Raw genomic sequence first — 25,418 nt, 5'->3', positions numbered from 1 at the left:
AAATTTGCGTAAAATTCTCGTGAAATCGTCCGTGACAGGATTTTGTGCGGAAAATCGTAAAAATGACGAGTCTTTGTAAGTTGTTGACAGATAGTGATTTACCGGAGATGATATTCCGATGGTATTTTCTTCGTCCTGCGAAAGAGCCTTTATTGCACTCCGATACGGGCCGTTTCAGGTGGTGATATGGTGCATATCAGGCCCTAAAACAGTTAATATCAGAGCGTGAAACGGGCTCTTTCGCAAGACCGTCAGCGCGGTGTCGCTATGCGGAATGTACGGAACGGGCTTTCCGGAGAGCGACCGGCGTACGGAATTTCTCTGTAATCGGGAAAATAATGTGTTAAATCCAGTGTACGGAATGTGAATGGATGTTAACGGAAATTTGCAAATACGTGCGCACGCAGGGTGGGGGATGCTCCTGCCGGCGCGTCATTACCGTTTGGCTGTTTTTGACGTTCGGGCGGCCGGTTTTGGTTGCACGTTTCTGCCCAAGTGTGCGAAAAGGAGCGGCAAACACGGCCCGTTATCGGTGTCAGATACTTAAATAACATGATTTTTCGCTTTTTTATATGCTGGTATGAAAATAATTTGTAACTTTGCATCCCAAAGGCAGACATCGCCCGACGTGCCCGTGAGGCATGCTGTTTCACAGTTCCGGCAGTGTCTGCACAGACTATCCTTATAGCCCGATGTTCAGCTTGGAGTCTTTTAAAATAGATTTGAAAGGGTTGGAGACCGGTGTCACGACGTTTCAGTATGACCTCGGCGATGCTTACTTCAGTGCCGTTGGCGGTTCGGAAGTAGGCGGAGGCAATGTGCATGTGCGTCTTGACGTGCGTCGCTCGTCCGTTCATTACGAGCTGGACTTCTCCATTTCAGGCACGGTTACAGTAGCATGCGACCTGTGCCTTGATGATATGGAACAGCCTGTTGAGGCGCAAAGACACATCGTGGCTAAGTTTGGTGAGGAATGTTCGGAAGACGAAAACCTCGTCATAGTGGATGAGAACGAAGGCGTTCTCGACGTGGCGTGGCTCATATACGAATTCATTGCTCTTGCCGTTCCCGTCAGACACGTGCATGCACCTGGCAAATGCAATCCTGTCATGATAAAGGCTCTCGAAGAGCACTCGGCTGCCCGAAGCAGCGAGGAGGACGGCGTCAAGGCGGTGGATCCGCGCTGGAGTGAACTGGAAAAATTAAAAACAATAATTAAAGATTAAAAGAAAATGGCACATCCTAAAAGAAGACAGTCAAAGACTCGTACACTTAAAAGAAGAACCCATGATAAGGCAGTGGCACCGACACTGGCAGTATGCCCCAACTGCGGCGCTTATTATGTTTATCATACAGTATGCCCGACTTGCGGATATTACAGAGGCAAGGTGGCTATCGTAAAGGAAGTTGCTGAATAATAGATGGGAAAGATCAACGCGATAATCACCGGCATCGGAGGATACGTGCCCGATTATGTCCTCAACAACGAGGAACTTTCGCGCATGGTTGACACGAGCGACGAGTGGATAATGACTCGCGTCGGTATAAAGGAACGTCACATCCTCACGGAGGAAGGACTGGGAACAAGCTATCTGGCGCGCAAGGCTGCCAAGCAGCTGCTCAAAAAGACCGGGACAGATCCGGACAGCATCGATGCCATCATTGTGTGCACCACAACGCCTGACTATAAGTTCCCGTCAACGGCATCTATCGTTCTGGGTAAGCTGGGACTTAAGAACGCATTCGCGTTCGACCTCGAGGCTGCGTGCTGCGGATTCCTTTACGGACTCGACCAGGCGGCATCGATGATTCAGTGCGGACGCTACAGGAAAGTGATTGTCATCGGAGCGGACAAGATGTCGTCGCTCGTCGACTATCGCGACCGCACCACCTGTGTGCTCTTCGGAGACGGTGCGGGTGCCGTACTCGTTGAGGCGACGGAGGAGGAGAACGTAGGTGTGCAGAACACTTTCTTCCGTACCGACGGGCTCGGACTGCCGTTCCTTCACATGAAAGCCGGAGGCTCGGTTTGTCCCGCTTCTCATTTCACTGTGAACCATCGTCTGCACTACCTGTATCAGGAGGGTCGCACGGTGTTCCGCTATGCCGTGACCAACATGGGCGACGACGTGCTCAAAGTGATGGAGAACAACAACCTGACTGCCGACGACGTGAAATGGGTCATCCCTCATGAGGCGAACATGCGCATCATCGAGGCTGTGACAAAACGTGTGGGAATACCTATGGAGAAGGTTATGGTGAACATTCAGCACTACGGCAATACGAGTGCAGCCACTATTCCGCTTGCTCTGTGGGATTTCGAGAAGCAGCTCAAGAAAGGCGACAATGTGATATTCACGGCGTTCGGAGCCGGTTTCGTTCACGGAGCGTCATTCTATAAGTGGGCTTACGACGGCGACAAGGTCGCTGAGGCAAGATAATTTTAGTGAATCATAGATTAAACACTTTATGAACGTGTGTATGGTGTGATACCGTGCACACGTTTTTTCTTTGTGTCCGGACTGATGCTTTCCCTACACGGATGGGTGTCTCTCACGGCGGAGAATGATGCGGACGGCAGTGCCGGACAATGGTCATTGAGGGATATACTCATGCTTATGTCACAGCGATTTGCGTATTGTCAGGTTCCAGTCGTTGTCTATGTTCACTATCTCCTTGCGTTTGAGAAGCGACGCCATTGTCTTTCCCATTTTCCTGAAGTCTGTCGACAGTGTCGCTATGCCGCCGGCAAGAATCTCCTTGAGCGTGGTGTCGTTGTAGGATATGATGCCGAATTCGCGTCCCGGCTCCATGTTCTGCCGCGCCGCCTGTTTCAGTACTTTGACAAGATCGGTGTCGTTTGCTATTATGAACAGGTCTGCCATGGTGATGTGCTTGCCGTTGAATCCGTTCATGTATCTGCATTCAAAACCGTTCTCGCGTGCGAATCTCTGAAGTCCGGTGAACCGTTCGTATGGCTCTTTAGCCTCGCTCTGTATCATGCATATGCGTTTGTATCTGCGCAGGCGAGGCAGTTCCGAGACAAGGGCGTTGTATGTGTCGTCCTCAAAGTTCTGTCCTACACCGGAGTAGCGTCCCCGAAGCTCATTGTGGTAATGGTCGAGCAGGAACACTCTGCCGTTGAGGCTGTCGAGCAGCGGAGCCAGTCCCTGAAACTTGCCTGGCATGAGCACGTATGTGGTGTATTTCCCGTTTGCCTCGCGGAGAAGTGTCTCGAACACGCGCCTGTTGTAGTTGTGGAACTGCAGGTCCACCTTGTCGTCTTTGTCGAGACCCGACATGAAGGCGTTGTACAGCTCCTGCTTGAATGAGTTCATCTCATTGAAGAGCAGAAAAATGTTCTGTCTGAGGTTCAGACGCACGTTGCTCACGAAGTAGCCTACGCCCGGTGCGGACGATATTATGCCGTGTGCCTTGAGCTCTTTTATACCTGCGAACACCGTGTCGCGTGACAGATTGAACATGTGGCGGTACTCGTTGATTGACGGCAGACGGTCGCCTTTGTTTATCTCACCGCTGTTTATGCCGTCTATCACATGGTTTACCACCAGCTTGTATTTGGATTCGTTCTGTATCATTCTTTCTTTATTATATGTTATACACATATCTTGTCGTGTGCAAATATACGTATAATATTCTGTAAAGCGGACTTATTCACATTGTTTAATTTGCTTAAATAAGACATTGTAATTATAATTCCGGTTGATAATAAGAATGTTATAAAAAATTAAAAACCATACCAGTTCGTATCAGTATGGAATATTTCCGCTATATTTGTGGTGCGATTGGAGTTATTATTAACCGTTACTTTCATAACAGAATCAAAAACCAGACAGCTTTATGAAGAATATTATTGTTGCTTTGTTGGCGTTTACAGCCACTTTGAAGTTGCCTGCACAGACCGTCATCACGGTGGACGCGTCCCGTATTGAAGGCTCTGTTCCCAAACTGATATACGGTGCCGGAGCCGAGGATGTGAATCATGAGATATACGGCGGACTGTATGACCAGCGCATATTCGGTGAGAGTTTTGAGGAGCCCGCGTTCTCTTCGGTAAGCGGTTTTGCGTCTTACGACACCCCATGGTTTGTGGAGGACGGTGTGCTGAGGCTTGACACAGACGGTTTCGGGAAGATTGTCTGGCAGGAGCGCAGTCTGAATGACGCCTCTGTGGAGGTGGACATGCGTGTTGACGGAGCGTCTGCCATCGCGGGCTTCATCATCAACGTGAGCGGTGCTGCGGACGGAGCCGACGCTTTCAACGGCTATGAGGTGAGCGTAAATGCTGCGGAGCGCAGGCTCGTTGTGGGCAAGCATGAGAACAACTGGCAGCCTGTGGCGGAGGTGCCTCTGACTGTTAGCCCCGAGGAATGGAACAGGCTGCGTGTGGATTTTGACGGAGGCAGGCTCTCGGTTTTCCTTAACGGCGACAGGATATACGATTATGAGGACTCGTCAAATCCATTGGAAGGCGGATATGTGGGGTTGAGAAGCTATGGCGGTTCGGCAAGTTTCAGGAATCTGCAGGTAGACGGCAGTAAGATAGAATTCATGGCGATGGCTGACGATGTCGAGAATTTCAGACGTTATGATGATTGCTGGACGGTTGAGGATAACGTCATGAGGACATATACTTCAGCATTTGCCAAGGCGGTATATCAGAGCCGCGACATGCAGGAAGGGTCGGTTGAGGCTGACGTGAGGATGGACGGTGAGCGTTCCATTTCGGGTTTTATAATAGGCGTATCGGATGCGGACGACGGTGCGGACGCTTTCAGAGGATATGAGATAAGTCTTGATGCGGACGACCACGCGCTTGTTATCGGAAAGCACGACCATGACTGGCAGCCGATAGAAAACGTACAGCTGTCGTTCGATTCATCTGACTGGAACAGGCTGCGGGTCAATTTCTCAGGAAACACATTTTCCGTTTGGCTCAACGGTAAGAACGTATATGAGTATGTGGATGAGCACAGTCCGCTGATGAAAGGCAAGGTTGGACTGCGTACTTTCGACGGTCCGGCGAGCTTCCGCAATATCAGTCTCAATGGTGAGACGGTCGCTCTGAGAAGCGTTCCGACTGGTGTCAGCGGCATGTGGATGCCAGTCGGTGACGGCGTTTACACTCACGACGGCACTCAGGCGTTCAACGGCACGTACTCACAGAAGGTCAGCGGCTCCGAGGATGACGGCATATGCAATTTCGGACTGAACAAGTGGGGCATCGGAATAACTGCCGGGGAGCGTATGTCAGGATACGTATATCTGAAAGGTGATGCGGAGACGGCTTACGTGGCATTGCAGAGTGCGGACGGAAGTGTGGAATATTGCCGTAAGGAGATAAGCGGACTCGGCACGGAGTGGAAACGGTTCGATTTCGGGATGACACCTGATGCGACCGACAACAACGCACGTTTCGTCGTGGCACTTGGCGGGGAAGGCTCCATGTGGGTGGACATGGCGGTGCTCCATACTGAAAGTTATCCTTACAGAGCTGACCTTACTCAGGACTTCATTAACGAGCGGCTTACTTTCCTTAGATACGGAGGGACAATGATAAACGCTCCGGAATACAGAGTGAAAAACATGATGGGACCGCGCGACAAACGTCCTCCATACAAGGGACACTGGTATCGCTACAGTACGAACGGATTCGGAATAATCGAGTTTGTGGACTTTGCGCGTAAGATAGGAACGGAACCCACGTTCAGCATAAATATCGAAGACGACCCTCAGGATGTCCTCGCCTTGCTGGAGGAGCTCAAACCTTACGGTGTGAAATATATCGAGATAGGAAACGAGGAAAACATCGGTGACGAGTCGTTTGCCGCATATGAGCATTACGTGGAGAGGTTTCTCGCCTTCTACAATGCCATACGTCCTCTTTATCCGGAGCTTCAGTTCATAAACGCGGCGTGGTGGCGGCAGGACGAACCGGAGCTTATGGAATATGTGTTCAGGGCTCTTGACGGTAAGGCGGCGTTGTGGGACTACCATCCATGGACGGATGAGACAGACCAGGCGCGTGCGGTCGAGACCGAGCTGAAGACCATGCGGAGCATGTTCCTCGGCTGGAATCCGCAGACAACAATGAAATGTGCCATACTTGAAGAGAACGGCAATACTCACAATATGCACCGTGCGCTAAGCCATGCCATTGTTCTCAACACCGTCAGAAGGATGGACGGATTCGTGCAGCTCGACAGTCCCGCCAACGCTTTGCAGCCTTATCTGCAGAACGACAACGAATGGAATCAGGGGCAGATATTCTTCAACAGCCACATGTCATGGTGCCAGCCTCCGTATTACGCGCAGCAGATGGCTGCCTCACATCACCAGCCGCTTCTTATAAGAAGTGCGTGCAGAAACCGCAACATCAATATGACAGCGACACGCAGTGAGGACGGTCGCACCGTAGTAATGCACATTGTGAACACTTCTTCTGCTGACATACCGGTCGAGATAGACATGCGGAACGCCGGCAAGACAGTCAATATCAGGAGACTGTCTCTTTACGGAGACCTTACAGACACGAACACTCCGCACGAGCCGGAGAAGATTGTCCCGCGCGAAAGTAAGCCGGATGGCATGCGGATGACGCTTGAAGCGAGGAGCTATACGGTGCTTGAAGTGTCCTGTGACGTGCTTGATGATATAAGAGGCATTACGTCGGATGATGGCGGGGACAGTGTCTATTACAATGTCTCAGGACAGAGAGTGTCCTCTCCGCAGCGCGGAATTTATATAAAGGAAGACGGCAGGAAAGTGATAATGTGAGTGATACAGGATGTTTATAACAGAATAAGTATATATGGTTTTTTATAATTACGTCAGTTTGAAAAATAAAAAGGACAGTATGATTGGAATGCGTCGGTTGTTTGTTATTGTGTGTTTTATGGTCTCATGTGCTTGCATTAGTGCTGCGGAAGACATAAAACCGGTCTCGTTTACCAAGGTGCATGTCAACGACAAGTTCTGGCGCCAGCGTCTGGACGTGCTCAGAAAGCGCACCATACGTTATGCTTTTCAGAAGTGTACCGATGCCGGACAGATAGAGAACTTCCGTCTTGCGGGGAAGATTCTTTCCGGAGAGGTGAGAAAGGGAGATGTATCTTATCAGTCGGGCACTACTTATGACGATGCCGAAGTATATAAGGTGATAGAGGGGGCGTCCTATCTGCTTAATGTGGAACGTGACGAGGAGCTCGAGAAATATGTCGACGGAGTGATCGATGTCATCTGTTCGGCGCAGGAACCTGACGGCTATCTTTTCACAAACTGGACCATAGGCAATCCTCTCCATGAATGGATGGGCGGTGAGAAATGGAAGAACGACTGGAACCTTAGCCATGAGACGTTCGATATGGGAGAGCTTATCGAGGCTGGCGTGGCATACTATCAGGCGACGGGAAAGGACAAACTGCTCAATGCGGCTATACGCAGCGCGGACCTCATATGTGAGGTGTTCAATGAAAACGGTATAAAGGAAGCTCCCGGACATGCCGTTATCGAGATGGCTCTCGTGCGTCTTTACGAGGTGACGGGAGACCGGAAGTATCTTGATGAATGCAAGTTCTTCCTCGACTGCAGAGGCTCGCGCACGTTTGATCCCGGCTCTTCAGACCTGCGTGTTAACGGCAAATACTGGCAGAACCATCTGCCTGCGGTGGAGCAGCGTGAGGCTGTCGGGCATGCCGTAAGGGCTATGTATTTTTATTCGGGCATGGCAGACTGGGCGCGGTATGCGGGAGATGAGGACTACCGTAAGGCTGTGGACGCCATCTATGAGAACATTGTCAGCAAGAAACTGTACATCACCGGCGGACTGGGAGCGCGTGATGAGAACGAGGCTTTCGGCGAGAACTATGAGCTGCCTAATGCCACTGCCTATTGCGAGACATGCGCTTCAGTTGCCGGATGCATGTTCGGACTGCGTATGTTCCGCATGTATGGCGATGCCAGATATTTCGATTTCGTGGAGCGTCTTATATATAATAATGTGTTGGACGGCATTTCCATCGAGGGCGATCATTTCTTCTATCCCAACCGTCTTGAGACAAGCAGCCGCGGACAGGAGCGCAGCGAGTGGTTCGGAACGTCTTGCTGTCCTACTAATCTCTCTCGTCTCATCCCCTCGATGCCCGGATATGTGTACGCCACACGTGGAAACACTCTCTATGTGAATCTGTTTGTCGGTTCGGAAAGTGAGATATCTTTAGAGGACGGCGACGTGGTTCTGACCCAGAACACAGACTATCCGTGGGAGGGACGTGTGGAATTCACGGTGGACAGAATAACCGCACCGCAGCTCGAAATGAAGATTCGCATACCGGGATGGGCTGTCGGCAGACCGGTGGACTCAGACCTTTATCAATATCTGGAAGCACCGTCAGCCAAACCGTCGATAACGGTCAACGGCGAGACTCTCGACTATGCTGTGGAGGACGGATATGCTGTCATAAGCCGCGGATGGAAAGCCGGAGACAAGATTGTGGTCGGTTTTCCGATGGACGTGCATCAGGTGAGGTCGCATGATAACATCGAGACCAATGCCGGATTGCTTGCTGTGGAGCGCGGACCGCTTGTCTATTGCGCGGAGTTCGCCGATAACGGAGGTGCCGTTAATAATCTGGCAGTGCCCGAAGGAGCGTCTTTCACCGTGGAGACTCCGTCGCAGAGCCTGTTCGCCGACTTCCGCATGATAAGCTGTAAAGGCAAGAAGGTGGTGGCAGACGGTGAGGGTGCCGCTGTGGAGGATGCTACTGTAAAGCTCATTCCTTATTTCGCGCGCTCCTATCGTGGCAATGGCGAGATGAAGGTGTGGATTCCGTCAGACACGGAGACTATAGCCGACGAGCAGGTATATATCGACAAGGTAGTGGTGTGCGACGAGGAGTCGGAGCGTGCCCACGACATGCAAGGTGAGGGCATGCGCAGTGACAACGGTCTGGGATGGCGCGACGCGCTTGACGGATGGATTTCCTATACGATGGAGGTCGACCCGGACCATCCCTGCGAACTGGTGCTCAGGCACTGGGGAAGCGACGGAGGAAACCGTGAGTTTGACATTTACGCCGACGGCGAGAAGTTCTCTTACGACCATGTGGACAACTTCATGCCTAACCGGTATTATGAGATGCATCATCCCGTTCCGTTCAATCTCACCAAGGGAAAGAGGCGTGTGACGTTCAGGATGCAGTCGTTGCCCGGCAACATTGTGGGCGGACTGTATGGCGTGCGCACCGTCCGTACAAGCGAGATGGCTGTCGGCGGACATGTGGAGGACTTCTTCCTGCCGGTGGGCGACGAGAAAGCCAGGCACAATTATAAGAGCAACGGCGAGACGGGTGAGGCTCGCGGACGCACGTGGGTCGACGGAAAGGGAATGGACGGCATCAGTTTCGACATGGCTGTAAGTCCCGACCGCGACAATAGCATAATGTTCCTTTATTGGGGAGACGAATGGGATGTCCGTACGTTCGACATCATCGTGGACGGCGAGAAGATTGCTGACGAGCGGCTGTTGCACAATTCTCCGGGGCGTTATTTCTTCCGTACGTACAGCATTCCTCGCGACATTACTGCCGGTAAGGACAAGGTGAGTGTCACGATGTCGTCGCCGTCAGGCACCAAGGTGGGCGGTTTTTATGAGGTATACACCTATTCGCTGCCCGGAAGCACGGACCTTTCCGAAGTCGTTACAGATTTTCACGACGGCATGGACTCACGCTACAATCTGTGCGGACAGCGTGTCGGTGACGGTTATAAAGGCGTTGTTATTCAGGGAGGACGCAAGTATGTCGCCCGGTAGGAGTACCGTCAGTATATGGAAACCCATCTTGCGCCGGACGCGCATGCGCACTTTTCCATGCGGACGTATATTTATATGAAAAGACAAAACGGCACCACGATAATGCGTGGTGCCGTTTTTGTCTGTTGCCATACAGCGTTTCCGCTGCCGTTTATCCGTAGACTATCTTTCCGTTCTCGTCCTCATACGGTTCCATGTCCTTCGCATACTGGTTCATGGCTCTAAGGCTCATGCCCATCGAGGAGAACCCTCCGTCGTGGAAGAGATTCTGCATTGTCACCTTGCGGGTGAAGTCGGAGAACATCATCACACAGTAGTTCGCGCACTCTTCTGCCGATGCGTTGCCCAGAGGAGACATCTTGTCGGAGAAGTCCATGAGGTTGTCCATGTCCTTGATGCCTTTTCCCGCTGTAGTGGGAGTGGGCGACTGGGATATGGTGTTGATGCGTACGTTCTTCTCACGGCCGTAGATGTAGCCGAAGCTGCGTGCTATGCTCTCGAGCATACTCTTCGCGTCCGCCATGTCGTTATATCCGAAGAATGTGCGCTGCGATGCCACATAGGTAAGTGCCACCACCGATCCGTATTCGGCTATGGCGTCCTGTTTCTTCGCAACCTGAAGCATCTTGTGGAACGATATTGCCGATATGTCGAGCGTCTTCTGCAGATAACCGTAGTCCAGGTCGTCATATGTGCGGCGTTTGCGCACGTTGGGGCTCATTCCGATGGAGTGCAGCACAAAGTCTATCTTGCCTCCGAGGAGTCTCACCGATTCGGTGAACACCTTTTCCAAATCCTCAACGCTGGTGGCGTCTGCTGCCACTACGGGCGCGTTGAGTTTCTTGCTCAGTTCGTCGAGCGTACCCATGCGGAGTGCCATCGGAGTGTTGCTCAGGGTGATGGCGGCTCCTTCTTCAACGGCTTTCACAGCCACTTTCCATGCTATGGAGTCTTCGTTAAGCGCGCCGAAAATGATGCCGCGCTTACCTTTCAATAAATTGTGAGTCATTATTTATATTATATTGATTCAGTTGCAAATATAATACAAAATTGTGAAAAATACGTTTTTTATGCCGAATATTGACTTTTTTGAGCCGTCATTCAGCTCTTCTTAGCTCGCTGAAAGGATACAGGTCTATGTGAAGCACGTCGTTGTCAACGTCTCTGAAGTCCACAAGCCTACTCACAATGCCGTTCTCCTGAAGCTCGTTGAGCACAAGCACCTCACGCAGTCCGTCGTTGTCGTCGCGCACCACGCTCAGATACCATGTCCCTTTGGTGACGTCCTTGCGGGCGACAGTCTGTCCTCCGTCACTGCCGTAAGTGGCGATAGAGTAGGTGAGTACGTACGAGTTGTCTTCGTCAAGCCTCAGGCTGACCTGCCACTTCGAGCCTTCGTCGTCGTAAGGCATCTCGTTCCGCCACTCGCCGTAAATCAGTCCGAGATATTTCTCCTTCAGTTCCTGCAGTGCCTTGTACGCCTCCGGGTCGGCAGGATGCGGTTCGCTGCTGCACGAGCACAGCATCACGGCGACGGTGAAAAGCATGAAACATAGTTTTCTCATAGCGCATATCGTTTACTTGTTATATGTAATTAACGTGCCCGCGCATAGTTTATTGTACGTTCCGTTTTACGTTTATTCTTTACTGGTAATGTTGTCCGTGCGGAATTTTTTACGTATCTTTGTCCCCGGATAAACAGCACGCGGGAGGCAGAAAACAAGTTTTATTTCCGCCCGTCTGCATTATCCTGTTCCTCATAAATATATTTTATGCACAAAGCAGGTTTTGTAAATATTGTGGGAAATCCAAACGTCGGCAAGTCCACTCTGATGAATCAGCTTGTCGGCGAGCGCATTTCCATCGCCACATTCAAGGCGCAGACCACGCGCCACCGCATCATGGGCATCGTCAATACCGACGATGCGCAGATAGTGTTCTCAGACACTCCGGGCGTGCTGAAGCCCAACTACAAGCTTCAGGAGTCGATGCTCGCTTTCTCGGAGTCGGCTCTTCAGGACGCCGACGTGCTGCTCTATGTCACCGATGTGGTGGAGAATCCGGAGAAGAACAGCGACTTTCTCGAGAAGGTTGCCAAGATGACCATACCCGTGCTGCTGCTCATCAACAAGATAGACCAGACCGACAACAAGAGCCTCGTTGCCCTTGTGGAGAAGTGGCACGGTCTGCTGCCGTCCGCCGAGATACTGCCCATATCGGCCAAGAACAAGTTCGGCATCGACATGCTCATGAAGCGTGTCAAGGAACTTCTGCCCGACTCGCCGCCTTATTTCGACAAGGACCAGCTCACGGACAAGCCCGCACGCTTCTTCGTGAGCGAGATAGTGCGCGAGAAAATACTGCTTTACTATTCAAAGGAGATTCCCTATTCTGTCGAGGTGAGGGTGGAGTCGTTCAAGGAGACCGACAGCCTCATACGCATAGGAGCCGTGATATATGTAGAGCGCGAGTCGCAGAAAGGCATCATCATAGGTCATCAGGGAGTCGCGCTGAAGAAGGTCAGCACCGAGAGCCGCAAGGCTTTGGAGAAGTTCTTCGGCAAGAATGTGTGGCTGGAGATATTCGTCAAGGTTGACAAAGACTGGCGCAACTCAAAGCGCGAGCTTGATAACTTCGGCTATAATCCGGGATAAGGCATGCCGGTTGGGCGGAGGATGCGGCACTGAGACAAGTATGATGTATGCGCCATTGCCCGACATTACATTATGATTGTATAATATAGGCTGCACTCCGAGAACTGAAGACAGGCATTATTCTTGCTCGTTTATATTATCATTGAAATTAAAAACACCAGATATATGGCAAATTTAGTAGCAATAGTCGGACGCCCCAATGTAGGCAAATCGACGCTTTTCAACAGACTTACCAAGACGCGCAGCGCCATAGTGAGCGACACTGCCGGCACAACGCGCGACCGACAGTATGGCAAGTGCGACTGGAACGGACGTGAGTTCTCGGTCGTCGACACCGGAGGATGGGTGGTCAACTCGGACGACATCTTCGAGGACGCCATCCGCCGGCAGGTGCTTGTGGCGACGGAGGAAGCCGACCTCATACTTTTCCTCGTTGACGTGACTACCGGACTCACCGACTGGGACGAGGACGTGGCATCCATCCTGCGACGCACGAAACGCCCTGTCATACTCGTGGCTAACAAGACCGACAACAACAGCCAGATATACGACGCCGCCGAGTTCTACTCGCTCGGACTGGGCGACCCGCAGTGCATCAGCTCAGCTACGGGCAGCGGAACGGGCGACCTGCTCGACCTCGTGCTCTCAAAGCTGCCGTCAGACAAGTCGGAGATTCTCGAGGACGGCATCCCGCGCTTCGCTGTCGTGGGGCGTCCAAACGCCGGAAAGAGCAGTCTGATAAACGCCTTCATAGGCGAGGACCGTAACATCGTCACCGAGATTGCGGGCACCACGCGCGACAGCATATACACGCGCTACGACAAGTTCGGCTTCGACTTCTACCTTGTCGACACTGCCGGAATACGCCGCAAGAACAAGGTGACCGAGGACCTTGAGTTCTATTCGGTGATGCGTTCCATACGCGCGATAGAGTATTCGGACGTATGCATACTCATGATCGACGCCACCCGTGGCATAGAGTCGCAGGACATGAACATCTTCCAGCTCATCCAGCGCAATAACAAGTCGCTTGTCGTCGTGGTCAACAAGTGGGACCTGGTGGAGAACAAGGACCAGGTGGTCATAAAGACATTCGAGAACGCCATACGCGAACGCATGGCTCCGTTTGTCGATTTCCCCATCATTTTCGCCTCGGCGCTCACCAAGCAGCGCATATTCAAGGTGCTTGAGATGGCTAAGAACGTCTATCTCAACCGCAAGTCGAAGGTGGGCACGGCAAAGCTCAACGAGGTGATGCTGCCTCTCATCGAGGCTTATCCGCCGCCATCGGTAAAGGGCAAGTACATAAAGATAAAATACTGCACGCAGCTGCCCAACACTCAGATACCCTCGTTTGTGTTCTACGCCAACCTGCCGCAGTATGTCAAGGAGCCTTACCGCCGCTTCCTCGAGAACAAGATACGCGAGAACTGGCCTATGCACGGTTGTCCGATAAACGTTTTCATAAGGCAGAAGTGACGGTTGTCAAGGTATAACGCTGTAAAACAAATGGTCAGTATGCGCGGTTTTTTTATATTCGCGGCAATGACGGCAGCCGTGTTGTGCGGATGCTCGGCTCATGAGCCGCATGCCGGGGAGATTGCAGGCAATGCGGCAAAACTCTATTACGACTGGCTCGCGGAGGAGAAATACGATGCCTATGTCGACGGATTCTACCGTCCCGACAGCATCCCCGGCTCCTATCGCGAGCAGCTCATAGCCAACGCCAAGATGTTCGCGGCGCAGCAGCGCGAGGAACGCGGGGGCATAGCCTCAGTGCGCCTGTTGCGCGCGTCAGCCGATACGGCGCGCCATGTGGGCAGTGCCTACCTCCTGTTGTGCTACGGCGACAGCACCAAGGAGGAGATTGTCGTGCCTATGGTGGAGCATAAGGGTGTGTGGATGATGAGATAGACATATTTTAGGAAGCTTATGGGAAGGCTCGGAAACATATTGTTTGCTGCTGCGCTGTGCGTCACTGTGAATGCCGCGCTGGCGCAGGAGCCGGTGAGGAAACCGAATGTCGGAACCGGTGTCAGGGATTTATCGCCTGGCTCTGAGCCTTATTCCGGCGGCACTTCTGTGTCGCGCAAGCCGTTCACCACGCTTCCCGGCGAGGTGCGACGTCAGCCCGACGCCATAGCCGACACACTCATGCGGCGCGTCGCCTCCGGCATTTCTGCGGACGGTTATCCTTCCGCCCTGCCGCGCACGGGCGCGGATTTCTCACGCGACATTTTCTTCTACGACTACTCTTCCGGCGGCGACCTGATGCGCTGGAAGGGCGGTGCGCTCGCGGGAAGCGGCAGCCGCGTCACGATGCCCGGACTGCTCTCGCGGCAGAAAGCATCCTTGCAGGCGGTGCACACTGTGGGCAACCTCATGCTCACGGCAGGCGTCACAGCCGACCGCTACCTGCTCACCCGTGGGCTGCAGACTGTCTATGGCGTCAGCGCATCTGCCACCTACTCCTTCAACGAGCATCTCTCGCTCACCGTCTTCGGCAGATTCTACAACAGCTCACCGTTCGTTTCCATGGCTGCAATGCCTTATATAGGCAGCTCGGCATACGGAGGATATGTCAGCTATATGGGCGAGACGCTTGGCATAGACCTTGGCGTGGAGCGTGTGTACGACCCCTATCTGCGCCGCTGGACCACCGTCCCCATTGTCACGCCTGCTATAAACTTCGGGCGCGGGGTGGTGGTGAGGCTGCCGGTGGGATGGCTTGTGAAGGATGTGCTGGACAGGGCTGTCTTCGGCAAACAGCCGCCGCGCAACCCCACCATCATGCCCGACCTGCCTCCGGCACCCTCGCCTTCGGTCATACCTCCGCCTTCGGGTACGGACGGCAGTTTCTGAGATGTGTCCTCGGGAGTAGTCTGTCCGTACGCGGCGTTCCTTGTTTTGTCTCGTGGCAAAGTCCTTCATCACGCCCTGCCTGTCTGCCTGCACCGCGCCTCATGCGCCTTGCCGGTGTCTCGTCTCTCGTTTTTTCATATGCCGTGCCGCACCTTCCGTGAGATGCGGTTTGTTATGCACGCCACATACTTTATAATAGTCATGCAATATGATTATGGCTTCCGTATAATTGCTTATTCTCAACTATAGTCACGCAACGGCTGTGTCATACGCCGTCATAACCATGACTGCACGCCGGAAAATGTTTTTTATCAGGCTGTGGACGGCTTTTGCGGCTTTTATGCAAGACGTTGATGTCCAGCCGGTTGTGCTCTGCTGACGCGCGGAACGTGCTTTGCCGCTTTGCGGAACAGGCTCTTTGGCATCGCGAAAGAGGCTTTTCCGTGCTCCCGAAGAGTCTCTTCCGCACAGTGGGAAAGCCTCTCTGATGGCAGAAAAAAACGCTTTTTGTTCGCTATACCCCTCTTTCTCCACCTTTATCAGGCTGCTCGCGGCTTACTTTACCGCATGTTGAGGCTTTCCTACGGTGTCTTTCCTGTGTCATTGTCACACGGATGTGGGAAAACCGGAATGTTAAAATCATGACGGCATTAACTTAATATATAATAAATGTATGATGTGCTTCGGACAGTATCCGTAATGTATCGGATTATTGAGTAAAGCCATCCCGAGAATGTGATAAAGTCTTTAAAAAAAATATAATCGTGCGGTATGTATTTTCAAAAAATATGTATCTTTGTATAATCCAATCCGTGTCCGTAATACAGACGGAGGTTTTTGTTTCCTTCCGCATGCACTGTCACGGACATACGATGCCTGTGGTCTGCCGTGGTAGCAGTCCTGACATGCCGCAGGAAGTGCCGTTGCGGCGTGACGCATGCTGTGGACGAAGCGTGTGAAAGCCGGTCGGCGTGGCATGATGGAGTCTTGACAGACCGGCATCAGGCATATACGGTGTTGGGCGGACAAAAACAATGACACACTATGAGAGCCCTGACAATTATACTACTGACAATAGTTCTTCCTTCTTTTTACGCAAGTGCTTCCGACAATGTGGAGTACTGGCTGCGGCAGTTGGACAAGAGTCTGGAGAGCAAAGACAATTATGAGAATGCCAAAAAGCAGCGCATAGCACGTCTGCGCCGCTCGCTCGACTCCGTGTCCGACCCTCTCGGACAATACAAGATTTTATACCGTCTGTTCGAGGAATACAAGTCCTACCGCAATGACTCGGCTATGATATACGCCGGGCGGTGCATGGACACGGCTGGAAAGACAGGCAGTTACGGCATTGAGGCGGAGGCGCGGTTTGCCCTCGCTTTCTGTCAGATATCGGCAGGCATCATGAATGAGGCGCAGCACACGCTCGGGGCGGTGAGTCCGGAACGGCTTGACGCGAGGCTGAAGAGACAGTATTACGGGCTGTACGCCAAGATGTGGCAGGAGTATGCCAACTATGCCGCAGGCACGTCATACTGCGACAAGTACAGGCAGAAGAGCATTGCGTATGTCGACACGATGGTGATGCTCACTCCGAAAAACACCGCCGACTACTGGATGAACCTCTGCACGCAGCGTATGCGCACCAGACAGTTTGCCGGATGCGTCGATGCGTTCCGCGAATTCCAGAAATACGGCGATGCGGACATCCACAGTAAGGCTATGACCTATGCCGTAGTGGCGTGGGCGTTCAGCGGGACAGGGCAGACGGACAGCACAAAGGTGTACTTCGCGAAGTCGGCTATCTGCGACAACATCTCGTGCACCCGTGAGATAACGGCGCTCTACCAGCTCGCCAGTCTCATCTATAAGGACGACTACGACCGCGCGAGCCGCTACATACATCTCGCATTGGATGACATCACTTTCTACGACTCTCGCCAGCGCAAGATAGACCTCGGTGCCATACTTCCGCTCATAGAGCAGGACCGCTATGAGGCTGTGCGCAGCCAGCGCAACAGTTTTATGCTCGCCGCGGGGCTTTTCGTGGTGCTGCTCGCCGTGTCGCTGGCGGCGGTGTGGTCTGTCAGACGCAAGAACGCCAAGATTCTTCAGGCACGCAACACCATAAGCGACAACCTGGCACAACTGCGGGAGGTGAACCGCCAGCTCACCGAGGCAAACAAGATAAAGAACGAGTACATAGGCTCGTCTTTCTGTGCCAATTCCGAGCTTTTGCAGAGACTGCAGAAGCTTTTCACCACACTCGACCACCGAATAGCGGCACATCAGTATGGCGGACTGCGCGACATCATCGGCAGTACGGTGCTCGATGCTGAGCGCGACAGCATGTATGCGGCGTTCGACGCGGCGTTTCTGAAGCTCTTCCCCGACTTCATAGAAAAGTACAACATGCTCTTCGAGGAGAAATACCGCACCGTGCCGCGCAAGAACTCGCTCACTTCGGAGATGCGCATATTCGCTCTCATACGTCTCGGAATAAGCGACAGCGAGCGCATAGCCAACTTCCTCAACTATTCGGTGCATACGGTGAACACATACAAGACGCGCGTGAAAAACCGCTCGTTGCTCGACAACAGCAAGTTCGAACCGGCAATCATGGCAATCTGAATGTCGGCGGCTGGATGACGGAAAGGTCGCCGCGACACCGCCGGAAAGCGTGAAAAACACATTGTCGGAGCCCGTACGTGGCTCTGACAGGCGTCATACGGGCTTTTTAACGGTAATACAAAAGCGTTACATCCGGTTTTGTAAGTCGTTGATTATCAGTTGTCCTTTGTTTATACAACTGATAAAATCGTTATACAAATGAGCCGTAACTATATTATTGTATGGTTTTTTCCTATTTTTGCATGGTACGATTGCAATATCATTTAAACCTAAATTTAAAAACTGAAACGTATGATAAGACATTTATCTGTTTGCATTGCGTTGACGGCACTGTGGCTTGGCGGTGCGTCCCATGCGTCGGCTATAGACATCAAGGACGGTGTTTACCAGATTTCCTCCGGAGCCGATCTCGCGGAGTTCTCGCGCCTCGTGGCTGAGGGCAACGGCAATATCAAAGGTGTGATGACCCGGGATGTTGACATGACGGGCATCGGGTTCTCACCCATCGGAAGCGGCGACGTGCCTTTCAGCGGTGTCTTTGACGGCGGCTGCAACTATGTGCGCAACCTCACAATCGACTCTCCTGCAAAGAGCTACGTGGGGCTTTTCGGTGTGGTTTCAAACGGTGCTTATATAAAGAATGTGATAGTGGACGCCTCTTCTTCGGTCGCAGGCAAGGATTTTTGTGCCGGTATAGCAGGCGGCTCGGTGGGCGGCGGCACGGTGACGATAGAGAACTGCGGCAACGAGGCGGCTGTATATGCCAGCGGTGCCAATGCCGCCGGAATCATCGGAGTGAGCTATCTGGGAAGCTGTAACTTCAATATCACCAACTGTTATAATGCCGGACAGATTGACGGAGGACGTGAGAGCGCAGCCATTTCGGGCTGGGTAGGCGGCGGATCGGTCATAAAGAACTGCTTCAACTCGGGCAACGTCACCGGCATGGACGGCACAAAGTCGCTCTACCGCAACACGTGCACGTCGTCAGAACTGTATGACATATACGGCTATCAGGGCACCAAGATAAGCGGGGAGGATTTCAGAAGCGGTGCCGCGGCATATCTCATGAACAACCACGGCAACGACAATATATGGTATCAGACGCTCGGCGAGGATCTCCAGCCGGTGCCTTTCAGCACGCACGGCACTGTTTATCTCGTGGGAAACCTCAATTGCGACGGCACTCCGGCGGGCGAGGCGAAGGGCTACTCTAACGAGAATGTGTCTGTGCGCGAGCCTCACGATTTTGTGGACGGCGTATGCTCGGTGTGCGGATCGGTCGACACTGACTTCATGAAAGCGGATGCCGACGGGCTGTATGCCGTCTCCACACCGCAGCAGCTCTATTGGTTTGCGGCATACGCTAACAAGGTGGACGCCGCTGCCGGAGCATATCTCACGGCGGACATTGACTTCAGCGGCTATACGGCAAAGGGTGTTATGATAGGCGAGGTGGAGAATGTGCCGTACTCTGGAACATTCGACGGCAGGGAGCACAGCATAAAAATAGCCTACGACACGGACAAGGACAACGTGGCTCTGTTCCGTTTCATAAACGGTGCGGCAATACGCAATCTTCTTATAACAGGCTCTGTCAGCACCACGGCACGTTATGCTGGTGGCATCCTGAGTGCCTCAAGGGGCTCCTCGCTCATAGAGAACTGCGTGAGCACGGTCAACATCACATCTTCTTATTCGGGTGACGCGACACACGGAGGACTGGCGTCCAACACTCATGACAATATCGTTTTCCGCAACTGCGGATATGCCGGAAAGATTGACGCGCCGCAGAGTGACGGAAGCGCGGGCATCATAGGATATGCCCACGGAGCGAAGGAGATACTGCTTCAGAATGTTTATGTGGTAAGCAATCTCAACTTTTCCACGACGGGAAATTGTGATGTCTTCGCGCGCAACGGGGTGCAGTATGACAACTGTTATTACTGGACACCGTTCCTGGAGAGCGGCGACGCCACACTGCTCGGCAAGGAACAGTCTGCCGCCTCGGGTGAGCTGTGCTATCTGCTCAATGCGTTCAGCTCATGCGGCTCGCCTTGGACGCAGACTCTCGGTGAGGATGCCGTTCCGCTTCCGTTCACCGGTCATAAGACGGTAAGTGTGGCTGGAGACGTCAACTGCGACAGGACTTTAGGCGCGGACGCCACATTCACAAACGACGGGACTTCTGTCACAGTGCCTGAGCACGACTATGCCGACGGTGTATGCCGCAACTGCGGCGCGCGCCTCATCACAACAGGAGAGCAGCTTATGGCTGTCGCCGACGGCATGGCTAAGGGAAATGTGAGCCGCACGGTGGCTATCACGCTCGGCGCGGACATCGATATGAGCGGCATCTATGCTTATCCCGGCATCGGAACATCTGATTATCCTTATGCCGGAGTGTTCGAAGGCAACGGGCACCGCATACTCAATCTTACTGTAGAGAATGGTCTGGAGGGCAACAAAGGACTCTTCGGTGTCGTGAACGGAGGCGCAAAGATAAGAAACGTTGTTATGGATGCGTCGTGCTATATCTATGCAAAGGCATGGGCGGCAGGCATTGTCGGGACCGTCGTAAACAATGGACTTCTTGAGATTTCGGGCTGCGGCAACGAGGCTGACGTCACTGTCACCGGTGCCAACGCGGGCGGAATACTTGGTGTGAACGACCAACAGAAGGCTCTCGTATACATATCCGACTGTTACAACACGGGTGTCATAACGGCTCAGCGTGAGAGTGCCGGACTGTCAGGATGGCTCGGCGACAGGGCTAAAGTGGAAAACTGCTACAACGCCGGTGAGATTGTGCTTGAGTCGCCTGACGCTTCCAACACGTTCGCACGGGGCAACAAGACAGCGTTCGTCAACTGTTACGAGCTCGACGGAAAGCAGGTCAATGGCGTCACTTCCACCCAGTTGGAGAACGGAGAACTGTGCTATCTGCTCAACGGAAGGCAGAGTGAGGACGCCGTTTTCTTCCAGACTCTCGGTGAGGATGCTCATCCGGTGCTCGACAAGACGCACAAGGTGGTGTTCTTCGACGGCAAGGAATATGTCAACGAACCCGTCACTGACGCCATAGACAGCGTCAAGGACACTGTCGGAGCTGATGTGGAAAGCATGTGGACGCTCTCTGGCGTCAGGTTGCAGATACTCCGGAAAGGCGTGAATGTGGTGAGGATGACCGACGGAACGGTACGTAAGATACTCGTGAAATAAATGTCCTGTTTTCGCTCCGGCATGATTTGAGGCATGCCGGAGCGGCAAACCATGCCGCGAGACGGTGTCAGTGATGCGAATAAAATCTGTGCCTTGAAAATTCACAATGTTTTTTTTATAGTATACATTATATTATATGTAAAGGAGATATGAAGAAGATTTTATTGTTACTGTATTTTGTCTGTCTTGCCATTGCGGCAGGAGCGCAGGACAACTATGAGCCCAAGGCTGACCCGAAGGCTGTGGTAGAGTCGGGCTGCGCGCGCTTCACGGTGCTCACACCGCAGATGATACGTATCCAGTACAGCAAGGAACGGAAGTTTGAAGACCGTGCCACATTCGCTGTTGTCAACCGTCGTCTGCCCGTGCCTTCGTACAGCAAGCGTGAGGACGACACCTTTCTGTACATCAGCACGGACGCTCTCGAACTGCGATACCGCAAGAACGCGGAGATAAACGCTGCCGACAAGAACCCCGACGCGCTCTCAATCACGTTCAAACTGAACGGCAGAAAGGTGGTGTGGTATCCCGGAAAGGACGACGCACTCAACCTTAAAGGCACTACGAGGACACTTGACGGATGCATAGGAGACTCAAAACGGTCCGAGCTCGAGAACGGTCTGCTCTCGCGCGCAGGATGGTCTGTCATCGACGAATCGTACTCCGCGCGCAGAGGCGACGGCAGCCGCACGTTCGCGTTCGACGGTAATGTGAACGGAATGCCGTGGGTTGCGCCCCTCGTGGACAAGACGGCTGTGGACTGGTATTTCCTCGGTTACGGGCATGAATACAGGAAAGCGTTGCACGACTACACCCTTATCGGCGGGAAACAACCCATGCCGCCGCTCTTCGTTCTCGGATACTGGTACAGCAAGTATCAGCGTTACTCGCAGCAGGACTTCGTGGATATCGTCACAGACATAAAGAAAAACCACATTCCTATAGATGTTATGATTCTGGATATGGACTGGCATACGGAGGGCTGGACGGGCTGGACATGGAACAAGGAGCTTATTCCCGACCCGCAGGGACTGCTCAGATGGATGCACGGACAGGGACTGAAGGTGTCGATGAACCTGCATCCTGCCGACGGAGTGGACAGCGATGAGGAGAACTTCAGCCTCCTCGCGAAGGACATGGGCATGGATCCGGCGACCGCAAAGGTTGTGCCATGGCAGCTGGAGAATCCTCTTTTCTACAAGAACATGTTCAAGGACATCATACATCACAGGGAGAAGGACGGGGTGGACTTCTGGTGGCTGGACTGGCAGCAGAACCTTACCAACCCGCGCATGGACGGACTCAGCGAGACGTTCTGGTGCAACCACGTGTTCTACAACGACATGAGGATAACCCATCCCGAACTCCGTCCGCTCATATTCCACCGTTGGGGAGGACTCGGAAGCCACCGTTATCCTATAGGATTCTCGGGCGACTCGTTCTCCACTTTCCCCACACTCGCCTTCCAGCCGTATTTCACCGCGACTGCGGCAAACGTATGTTTCGGCTACTGGGGACACGACCTCGGCGGCCATCAGCACGGCAACAACGATCCGGAGCTGTATCTCAGGTGGATGCAGTACGGCGTGTTCTCACCGCTGTTCAGGACTCACGCCACGAACGACCCTAAGATAGAGATGCGCATATGGAAGTATCCCAACTTCAAGGATCTGCTCCAGACGGTCAAGCTGAGATACGAGCTGATGCCTTACATATACACTGCCGCGCGCCAGGCTTACGACACCGGTGTGTCGATATGCCGTCCGCTGTATTATGACCATCCTGAGGAGAACAACGCATACCGCTGTGAGGACGAGTACATGTTCGGTGACGACATTCTCGTCGCGCCTGTTCTGACTGCCGGGAAAAACGGGAAGACCGACCGGAAGATATGGCTTCCTGAAGGAAAATGGTTCGACGTGTGCCGCAACAAGGTGGTTGAGGGCGACAGGGAGTTTACCGACTCCTACACACAGACCGAGATTCCGTATTTCTATAAAGCCGGAAGCATCATCGTGAACTATGAGAACGTGATGAACCTTAACAGTCGTCCGGACCGCATAATACTTAAAGTCGTGCCCGGAGCGGACGGTTCGTCCACGCTGTATGAGGACGAGAACAACACCGAAGGATACAAGTCGGGACTGTTCACCAACACAAGGTTCGACCAGAAACGCACCTCCGGAAGCATAACTCTTACCATCAACGCGCGTGAGGGGTCGTTCCCGGGAATGCCGGAGAAACGCGACTACACCGTCAGACTGCTCGCCGCTTCCGCTCCCAAGGCTGTTAGCCTTGACGGAAAGAGGCTCGACGGCTCGAAGTGGACGTACGACAAGGCTACGCGCACTGTGAGCATAAACCTCACGGGCATACCATGCGACAGGAAGACGGTGGTGAAGGTGAGTGTCGGAAAATAAGCCGTGACGTGAAGAAACAATGAACTGTAAAACAAAAAACAGAAGGAAATGAGACATTTAAGCATCATATTCATATTGTCTATACTGTTCGGACACACAGTCAAGGCGCAGACTTATCAGAGCCTGTGGATAACAGGAAGCGCGGTGCCGGAGGGAACCCGCATGCTGCAGAAGACTCCTGACGGCGACTTCAGGTTCGCCGGTGCGCTGAAAAACGGGGAACTCAGAATAATGACGGCGGAGAAGCCGGGTGACGGAACAAAATACATCGCTCCGGCGTATGAGGACTCATATATCGTAAACAAGGGCATAGGAACGGTGCTTACGGCTGATGCCGACAAGGCGTCGTGGGTCGTTCCGTTCGCCGAAGACCGCTACCGCTTCCGTGTCAGTGCCGACGGCAAGATGCTCACGGGCGAGCTTTTCGTGCCGTGGGAGGAGGCTTACGTGGGCGGCGGAGCCACTGCCGCCGGATGGGACGCCTTCAAGGTGGAGCCGATGACGCAGAGTCCGGACAACGAGATGGTGTGGACGTGGACGGGCGAGCTGCGTACCCATAATGACGTGGAGGAACCGTCGAGCTTCAAGATAATGGGTCTGAGAAACTGGGGGATGAAGGAGATTCATCCGTTCGCGCAGGGAGAAGACCCTCTCGGCACCCGTCTGGTGAGGACAAACGGTAAGGACACCAAATGGACAATAAGCAAGGAAGGGACATACCGCATCACTGTGGATGTGTTCAACGAAACATTCAAGGCAGAACTGATCTCTCGATAACATGAATAAAAAATGCCGCCTGTCCGTAGCTGTCGCGCATAATGGCATATGACGATGCCTGCGCCGATTGCCCGGAGGGCGACATCCACAAAGGTATTCAATATTCTGAAACCATAGAAACACGATGTCCGTCATTGGTTGTGACAACCGGTGACGGTCTTTTTTGTGCTCTGTCTCTATGTCTTTAACACTAATGTGTCACCATTCCTTATCCTTGTGACGTGCTGTCAGTCCTGCTTCTGTTCCTCAGCCTTTTCCATTTCCACGTCCTTCACCTTCCTGAACAGGTCGGAAGCAAACACAAGGTCGTTGAGCTTCTCGTTTGTTGAAGCCATCACGTCGTCCTTTGTTCCCTGCCATTCCTTGTTGCCCTGATATATGAAGATGATGTTCTCGCCTATTCCCATCACGGAGTTCATGTCGTGAGTGTTGATGATTGTCGTGATGTTGAAGTCTTTGGTGATGCCGCTCAGCAGCGAGTCTATCACGAGAGACGTGCGCGGGTCGAGTCCGGAATTGGGCTCGTCGCAGAACAGATACTTCGGGTTGAGCACTATCGCCCGTGCTATCGCCACACGCTTCTGCATTCCTCCCGATATCTCTCCGGGATATTTGTTCTGTGCGTCGGCGAGGTTCACGCGGTCGAGACATTCCTGTGCGCGTCTCACTCTCTCGCGGTAGTTCATCGTGGAGAACATGTCGAGCGGGAACATGACGTTCTCCAGCACTGTGAGAGAGTCGAAGAGGGCTGCGCTTTGGAATATCATTCCCATCTCGCGGCGCATGCTCACGCGCTCCTCTTTGCTCAGAGCCACGAAGTCGCGGTGGTCATACAGCACACTCCCGCTTGTGGGTGTGAGCAGTCCGACGAGACATTTCATCAGTACCGTCTTGCCGCTTCCGCTCTGTCCTATGATGAGGTTTGTCTTTCCGTCATCAAACACCGCGTTTATGTCTTTCAGCACTTCCTTACCGTCGAACGATTTATATAGATGCTGTATTTCAATCATTTTCCTTTTC

The 25,418-nt window shown here is 52.9% G+C and carries 17 protein-coding genes; 13 read left to right on the top strand and 4 right to left on the bottom strand.

The genetic code is table 11. The features are described 5' to 3' along the window. Positions 1–692 precede the first annotated feature (692 nt). The 3 genes from BN4609_RS08775 to BN4609_RS08770 are packed head-to-tail and all read left to right on the top strand — an operon-like array spanning position 693 to position 2,441. Positions 693–1,226, top strand: a complete 534-nt coding sequence (locus BN4609_RS08775) for a YceD family protein (protein ID WP_068856381.1) — start codon at positions 693–695, stop codon at positions 1,224–1,226. A gap of 6 nt (positions 1,227–1,232) precedes the next feature. Further along, positions 1,233–1,418 (top strand): 50S ribosomal protein L32, encoded by a 186-nt coding sequence (gene rpmF / locus BN4609_RS15775; RefSeq protein ID WP_021993472.1) that lies wholly within the window; start codon positions 1,233–1,235, stop codon positions 1,416–1,418. 3 nt (positions 1,419–1,421) lie between these two features. Next, positions 1,422–2,441, top strand: a complete 1,020-nt coding sequence (locus BN4609_RS08770) for a beta-ketoacyl-ACP synthase III (RefSeq protein WP_021993473.1) — start codon at positions 1,422–1,424, stop codon at positions 2,439–2,441. A gap of 180 nt (positions 2,442–2,621) precedes the next feature. On the opposite strand, the gene BN4609_RS08765 is transcribed toward BN4609_RS08770, so the two are convergent. Beyond that, positions 2,622–3,599: a GntR family transcriptional regulator gene (locus BN4609_RS08765; RefSeq protein WP_068856296.1), complete on the bottom strand. Its 978-nt coding sequence runs from the start codon at positions 3,597–3,599 to the stop codon at positions 2,622–2,624. 262 nt (positions 3,600–3,861) lie between these two features. Here BN4609_RS08765 and BN4609_RS08760 point away from each other — a divergent pair, with 262 nt between their 5' ends. Together BN4609_RS08760 and BN4609_RS08755 are read left to right on the top strand one after the other, a co-directional pair. After that, a complete protein-coding gene (locus tag BN4609_RS08760; RefSeq protein ID WP_068856294.1) occupies positions 3,862–6,798 on the top strand; it encodes a 3-keto-alpha-glucoside-1,2-lyase-like domain-containing protein in 2,937 nt (978 codons plus the stop codon). Positions 6,799–6,916: 118 nt separating this feature from the next. Then, on the top strand, positions 6,917–9,832 hold the full coding sequence (locus BN4609_RS08755; RefSeq protein ID WP_068856293.1) for a glycoside hydrolase family 127 protein: 2,916 nt from the start codon (positions 6,917–6,919) through the stop codon (positions 9,830–9,832). A gap of 151 nt (positions 9,833–9,983) precedes the next feature. Here the strand turns inward: BN4609_RS08755 and BN4609_RS08750 are convergent, their stop codons facing one another. Continuing rightward, on the bottom strand, positions 9,984–10,841 hold the full coding sequence (locus tag BN4609_RS08750; protein WP_068856291.1) for an enoyl-ACP reductase FabI: 858 nt from the start codon (positions 10,839–10,841) through the stop codon (positions 9,984–9,986). Between the two features lie 88 nt (positions 10,842–10,929). Beyond that, positions 10,930–11,397, bottom strand: a complete 468-nt coding sequence (locus tag BN4609_RS08745) for a hypothetical protein (protein WP_164071621.1) — start codon at positions 11,395–11,397, stop codon at positions 10,930–10,932. 207 nt (positions 11,398–11,604) lie between these two features. Between BN4609_RS08745 and era the strand changes: the two genes are divergently transcribed. From era to BN4609_RS08700, 8 genes are all read left to right on the top strand, one after another. Further along, a complete protein-coding gene (era, locus tag BN4609_RS08740) occupies positions 11,605–12,486 on the top strand; it encodes a GTPase Era (RefSeq protein WP_068856287.1) in 882 nt (293 codons plus the stop codon). 165 nt (positions 12,487–12,651) lie between these two features. Continuing rightward, positions 12,652–13,965, top strand: coding sequence for a ribosome biogenesis GTPase Der (der, locus tag BN4609_RS08735; protein ID WP_021993481.1), 1,314 nt, complete (start codon positions 12,652–12,654; stop codon positions 13,963–13,965). Between the two features lie 39 nt (positions 13,966–14,004). Continuing rightward, complete coding sequence (locus BN4609_RS08730; protein ID WP_068856285.1) at positions 14,005–14,400, top strand: hypothetical protein; 396 nt, start codon at positions 14,005–14,007, stop codon at positions 14,398–14,400. A gap of 18 nt (positions 14,401–14,418) precedes the next feature. Further along, positions 14,419–15,348, top strand: a complete 930-nt coding sequence (locus BN4609_RS08725; protein WP_068856283.1) for a hypothetical protein — start codon at positions 14,419–14,421, stop codon at positions 15,346–15,348. A gap of 1,044 nt (positions 15,349–16,392) precedes the next feature. After that, on the top strand, positions 16,393–17,979 hold the full coding sequence (locus BN4609_RS08715; RefSeq protein WP_068856279.1) for a SusR-related protein: 1,587 nt from the start codon (positions 16,393–16,395) through the stop codon (positions 17,977–17,979). A gap of 291 nt (positions 17,980–18,270) precedes the next feature. Next, complete coding sequence (locus BN4609_RS08710) at positions 18,271–21,201, top strand: hypothetical protein (RefSeq protein ID WP_164071620.1); 2,931 nt, start codon at positions 18,271–18,273, stop codon at positions 21,199–21,201. 149 nt (positions 21,202–21,350) lie between these two features. Continuing rightward, complete coding sequence (locus BN4609_RS08705) at positions 21,351–23,621, top strand: glycoside hydrolase family 31 protein (protein WP_068856275.1); 2,271 nt, start codon at positions 21,351–21,353, stop codon at positions 23,619–23,621. A 48-nt stretch (positions 23,622–23,669) separates the two neighbouring features. Further along, positions 23,670–24,398 (top strand): SusF/SusE family outer membrane protein, encoded by a 729-nt coding sequence (locus tag BN4609_RS08700; protein ID WP_068856273.1) that lies wholly within the window; start codon positions 23,670–23,672, stop codon positions 24,396–24,398. A gap of 227 nt (positions 24,399–24,625) precedes the next feature. On the opposite strand, the gene BN4609_RS08695 is transcribed toward BN4609_RS08700, so the two are convergent. Beyond that, positions 24,626–25,408, bottom strand: a complete 783-nt coding sequence (locus tag BN4609_RS08695; RefSeq protein ID WP_068856271.1) for an ABC transporter ATP-binding protein — start codon at positions 25,406–25,408, stop codon at positions 24,626–24,628. Positions 25,409–25,418: the final 10 nt, after the last annotated feature.

The sequence above is a fragment of the Leyella lascolaii genome, from assembly GCF_900079775.1.
GTDB classification, from domain to species: Bacteria; Bacteroidota; Bacteroidia; order Bacteroidales; family Bacteroidaceae; genus Prevotella; species Prevotella lascolaii.
Note: the sequence above shows the minus strand (reverse complement) of the source record. Positions and strands in the feature narration are given on the sequence as shown.

What these genes read in the sequence shown, in the direction of transcription:
- BN4609_RS08775 (WP_068856381.1), top strand. Translation starts at nt 693, where the DNA reads ATGTTCAGCTTGGAGTCTTTTAAAATAGATTTGAAAGGGTTGGAGACC.
- rpmF (WP_021993472.1), top strand. Translation starts at nt 1,233, where the DNA reads ATGGCACATCCTAAAAGAAGACAGTCAAAGACTCGTACACTTAAAAGA.
- BN4609_RS08770 (WP_021993473.1), top strand. Translation starts at nt 1,422, where the DNA reads ATGGGAAAGATCAACGCGATAATCACCGGCATCGGAGGATACGTGCCC.
- BN4609_RS08765 (WP_068856296.1), bottom strand. Translation starts at nt 3,599, where the DNA reads ATGATACAGAACGAATCCAAATACAAGCTGGTGGTAAACCATGTGATA.
- BN4609_RS08760 (WP_068856294.1), top strand. Translation starts at nt 3,862, where the DNA reads ATGAAGAATATTATTGTTGCTTTGTTGGCGTTTACAGCCACTTTGAAG.
- BN4609_RS08755 (WP_068856293.1), top strand. Translation starts at nt 6,917, where the DNA reads ATGGTCTCATGTGCTTGCATTAGTGCTGCGGAAGACATAAAACCGGTC.
- BN4609_RS08750 (WP_068856291.1), bottom strand. Translation starts at nt 10,841, where the DNA reads ATGACTCACAATTTATTGAAAGGTAAGCGCGGCATCATTTTCGGCGCG.
- BN4609_RS08745 (WP_164071621.1), bottom strand. Translation starts at nt 11,397, where the DNA reads ATGAGAAAACTATGTTTCATGCTTTTCACCGTCGCCGTGATGCTGTGC.
- era (WP_068856287.1), top strand. Translation starts at nt 11,605, where the DNA reads ATGCACAAAGCAGGTTTTGTAAATATTGTGGGAAATCCAAACGTCGGC.
- der (WP_021993481.1), top strand. Translation starts at nt 12,652, where the DNA reads ATGGCAAATTTAGTAGCAATAGTCGGACGCCCCAATGTAGGCAAATCG.
- BN4609_RS08730 (WP_068856285.1), top strand. Translation starts at nt 14,005, where the DNA reads ATGCGCGGTTTTTTTATATTCGCGGCAATGACGGCAGCCGTGTTGTGC.
- BN4609_RS08725 (WP_068856283.1), top strand. Translation starts at nt 14,419, where the DNA reads ATGGGAAGGCTCGGAAACATATTGTTTGCTGCTGCGCTGTGCGTCACT.
- BN4609_RS08715 (WP_068856279.1), top strand. Translation starts at nt 16,393, where the DNA reads ATGAGAGCCCTGACAATTATACTACTGACAATAGTTCTTCCTTCTTTT.
- BN4609_RS08710 (WP_164071620.1), top strand. Translation starts at nt 18,271, where the DNA reads ATGATAAGACATTTATCTGTTTGCATTGCGTTGACGGCACTGTGGCTT.
- BN4609_RS08705 (WP_068856275.1), top strand. Translation starts at nt 21,351, where the DNA reads ATGAAGAAGATTTTATTGTTACTGTATTTTGTCTGTCTTGCCATTGCG.
- BN4609_RS08700 (WP_068856273.1), top strand. Translation starts at nt 23,670, where the DNA reads ATGAGACATTTAAGCATCATATTCATATTGTCTATACTGTTCGGACAC.
- BN4609_RS08695 (WP_068856271.1), bottom strand. Translation starts at nt 25,408, where the DNA reads ATGATTGAAATACAGCATCTATATAAATCGTTCGACGGTAAGGAAGTG.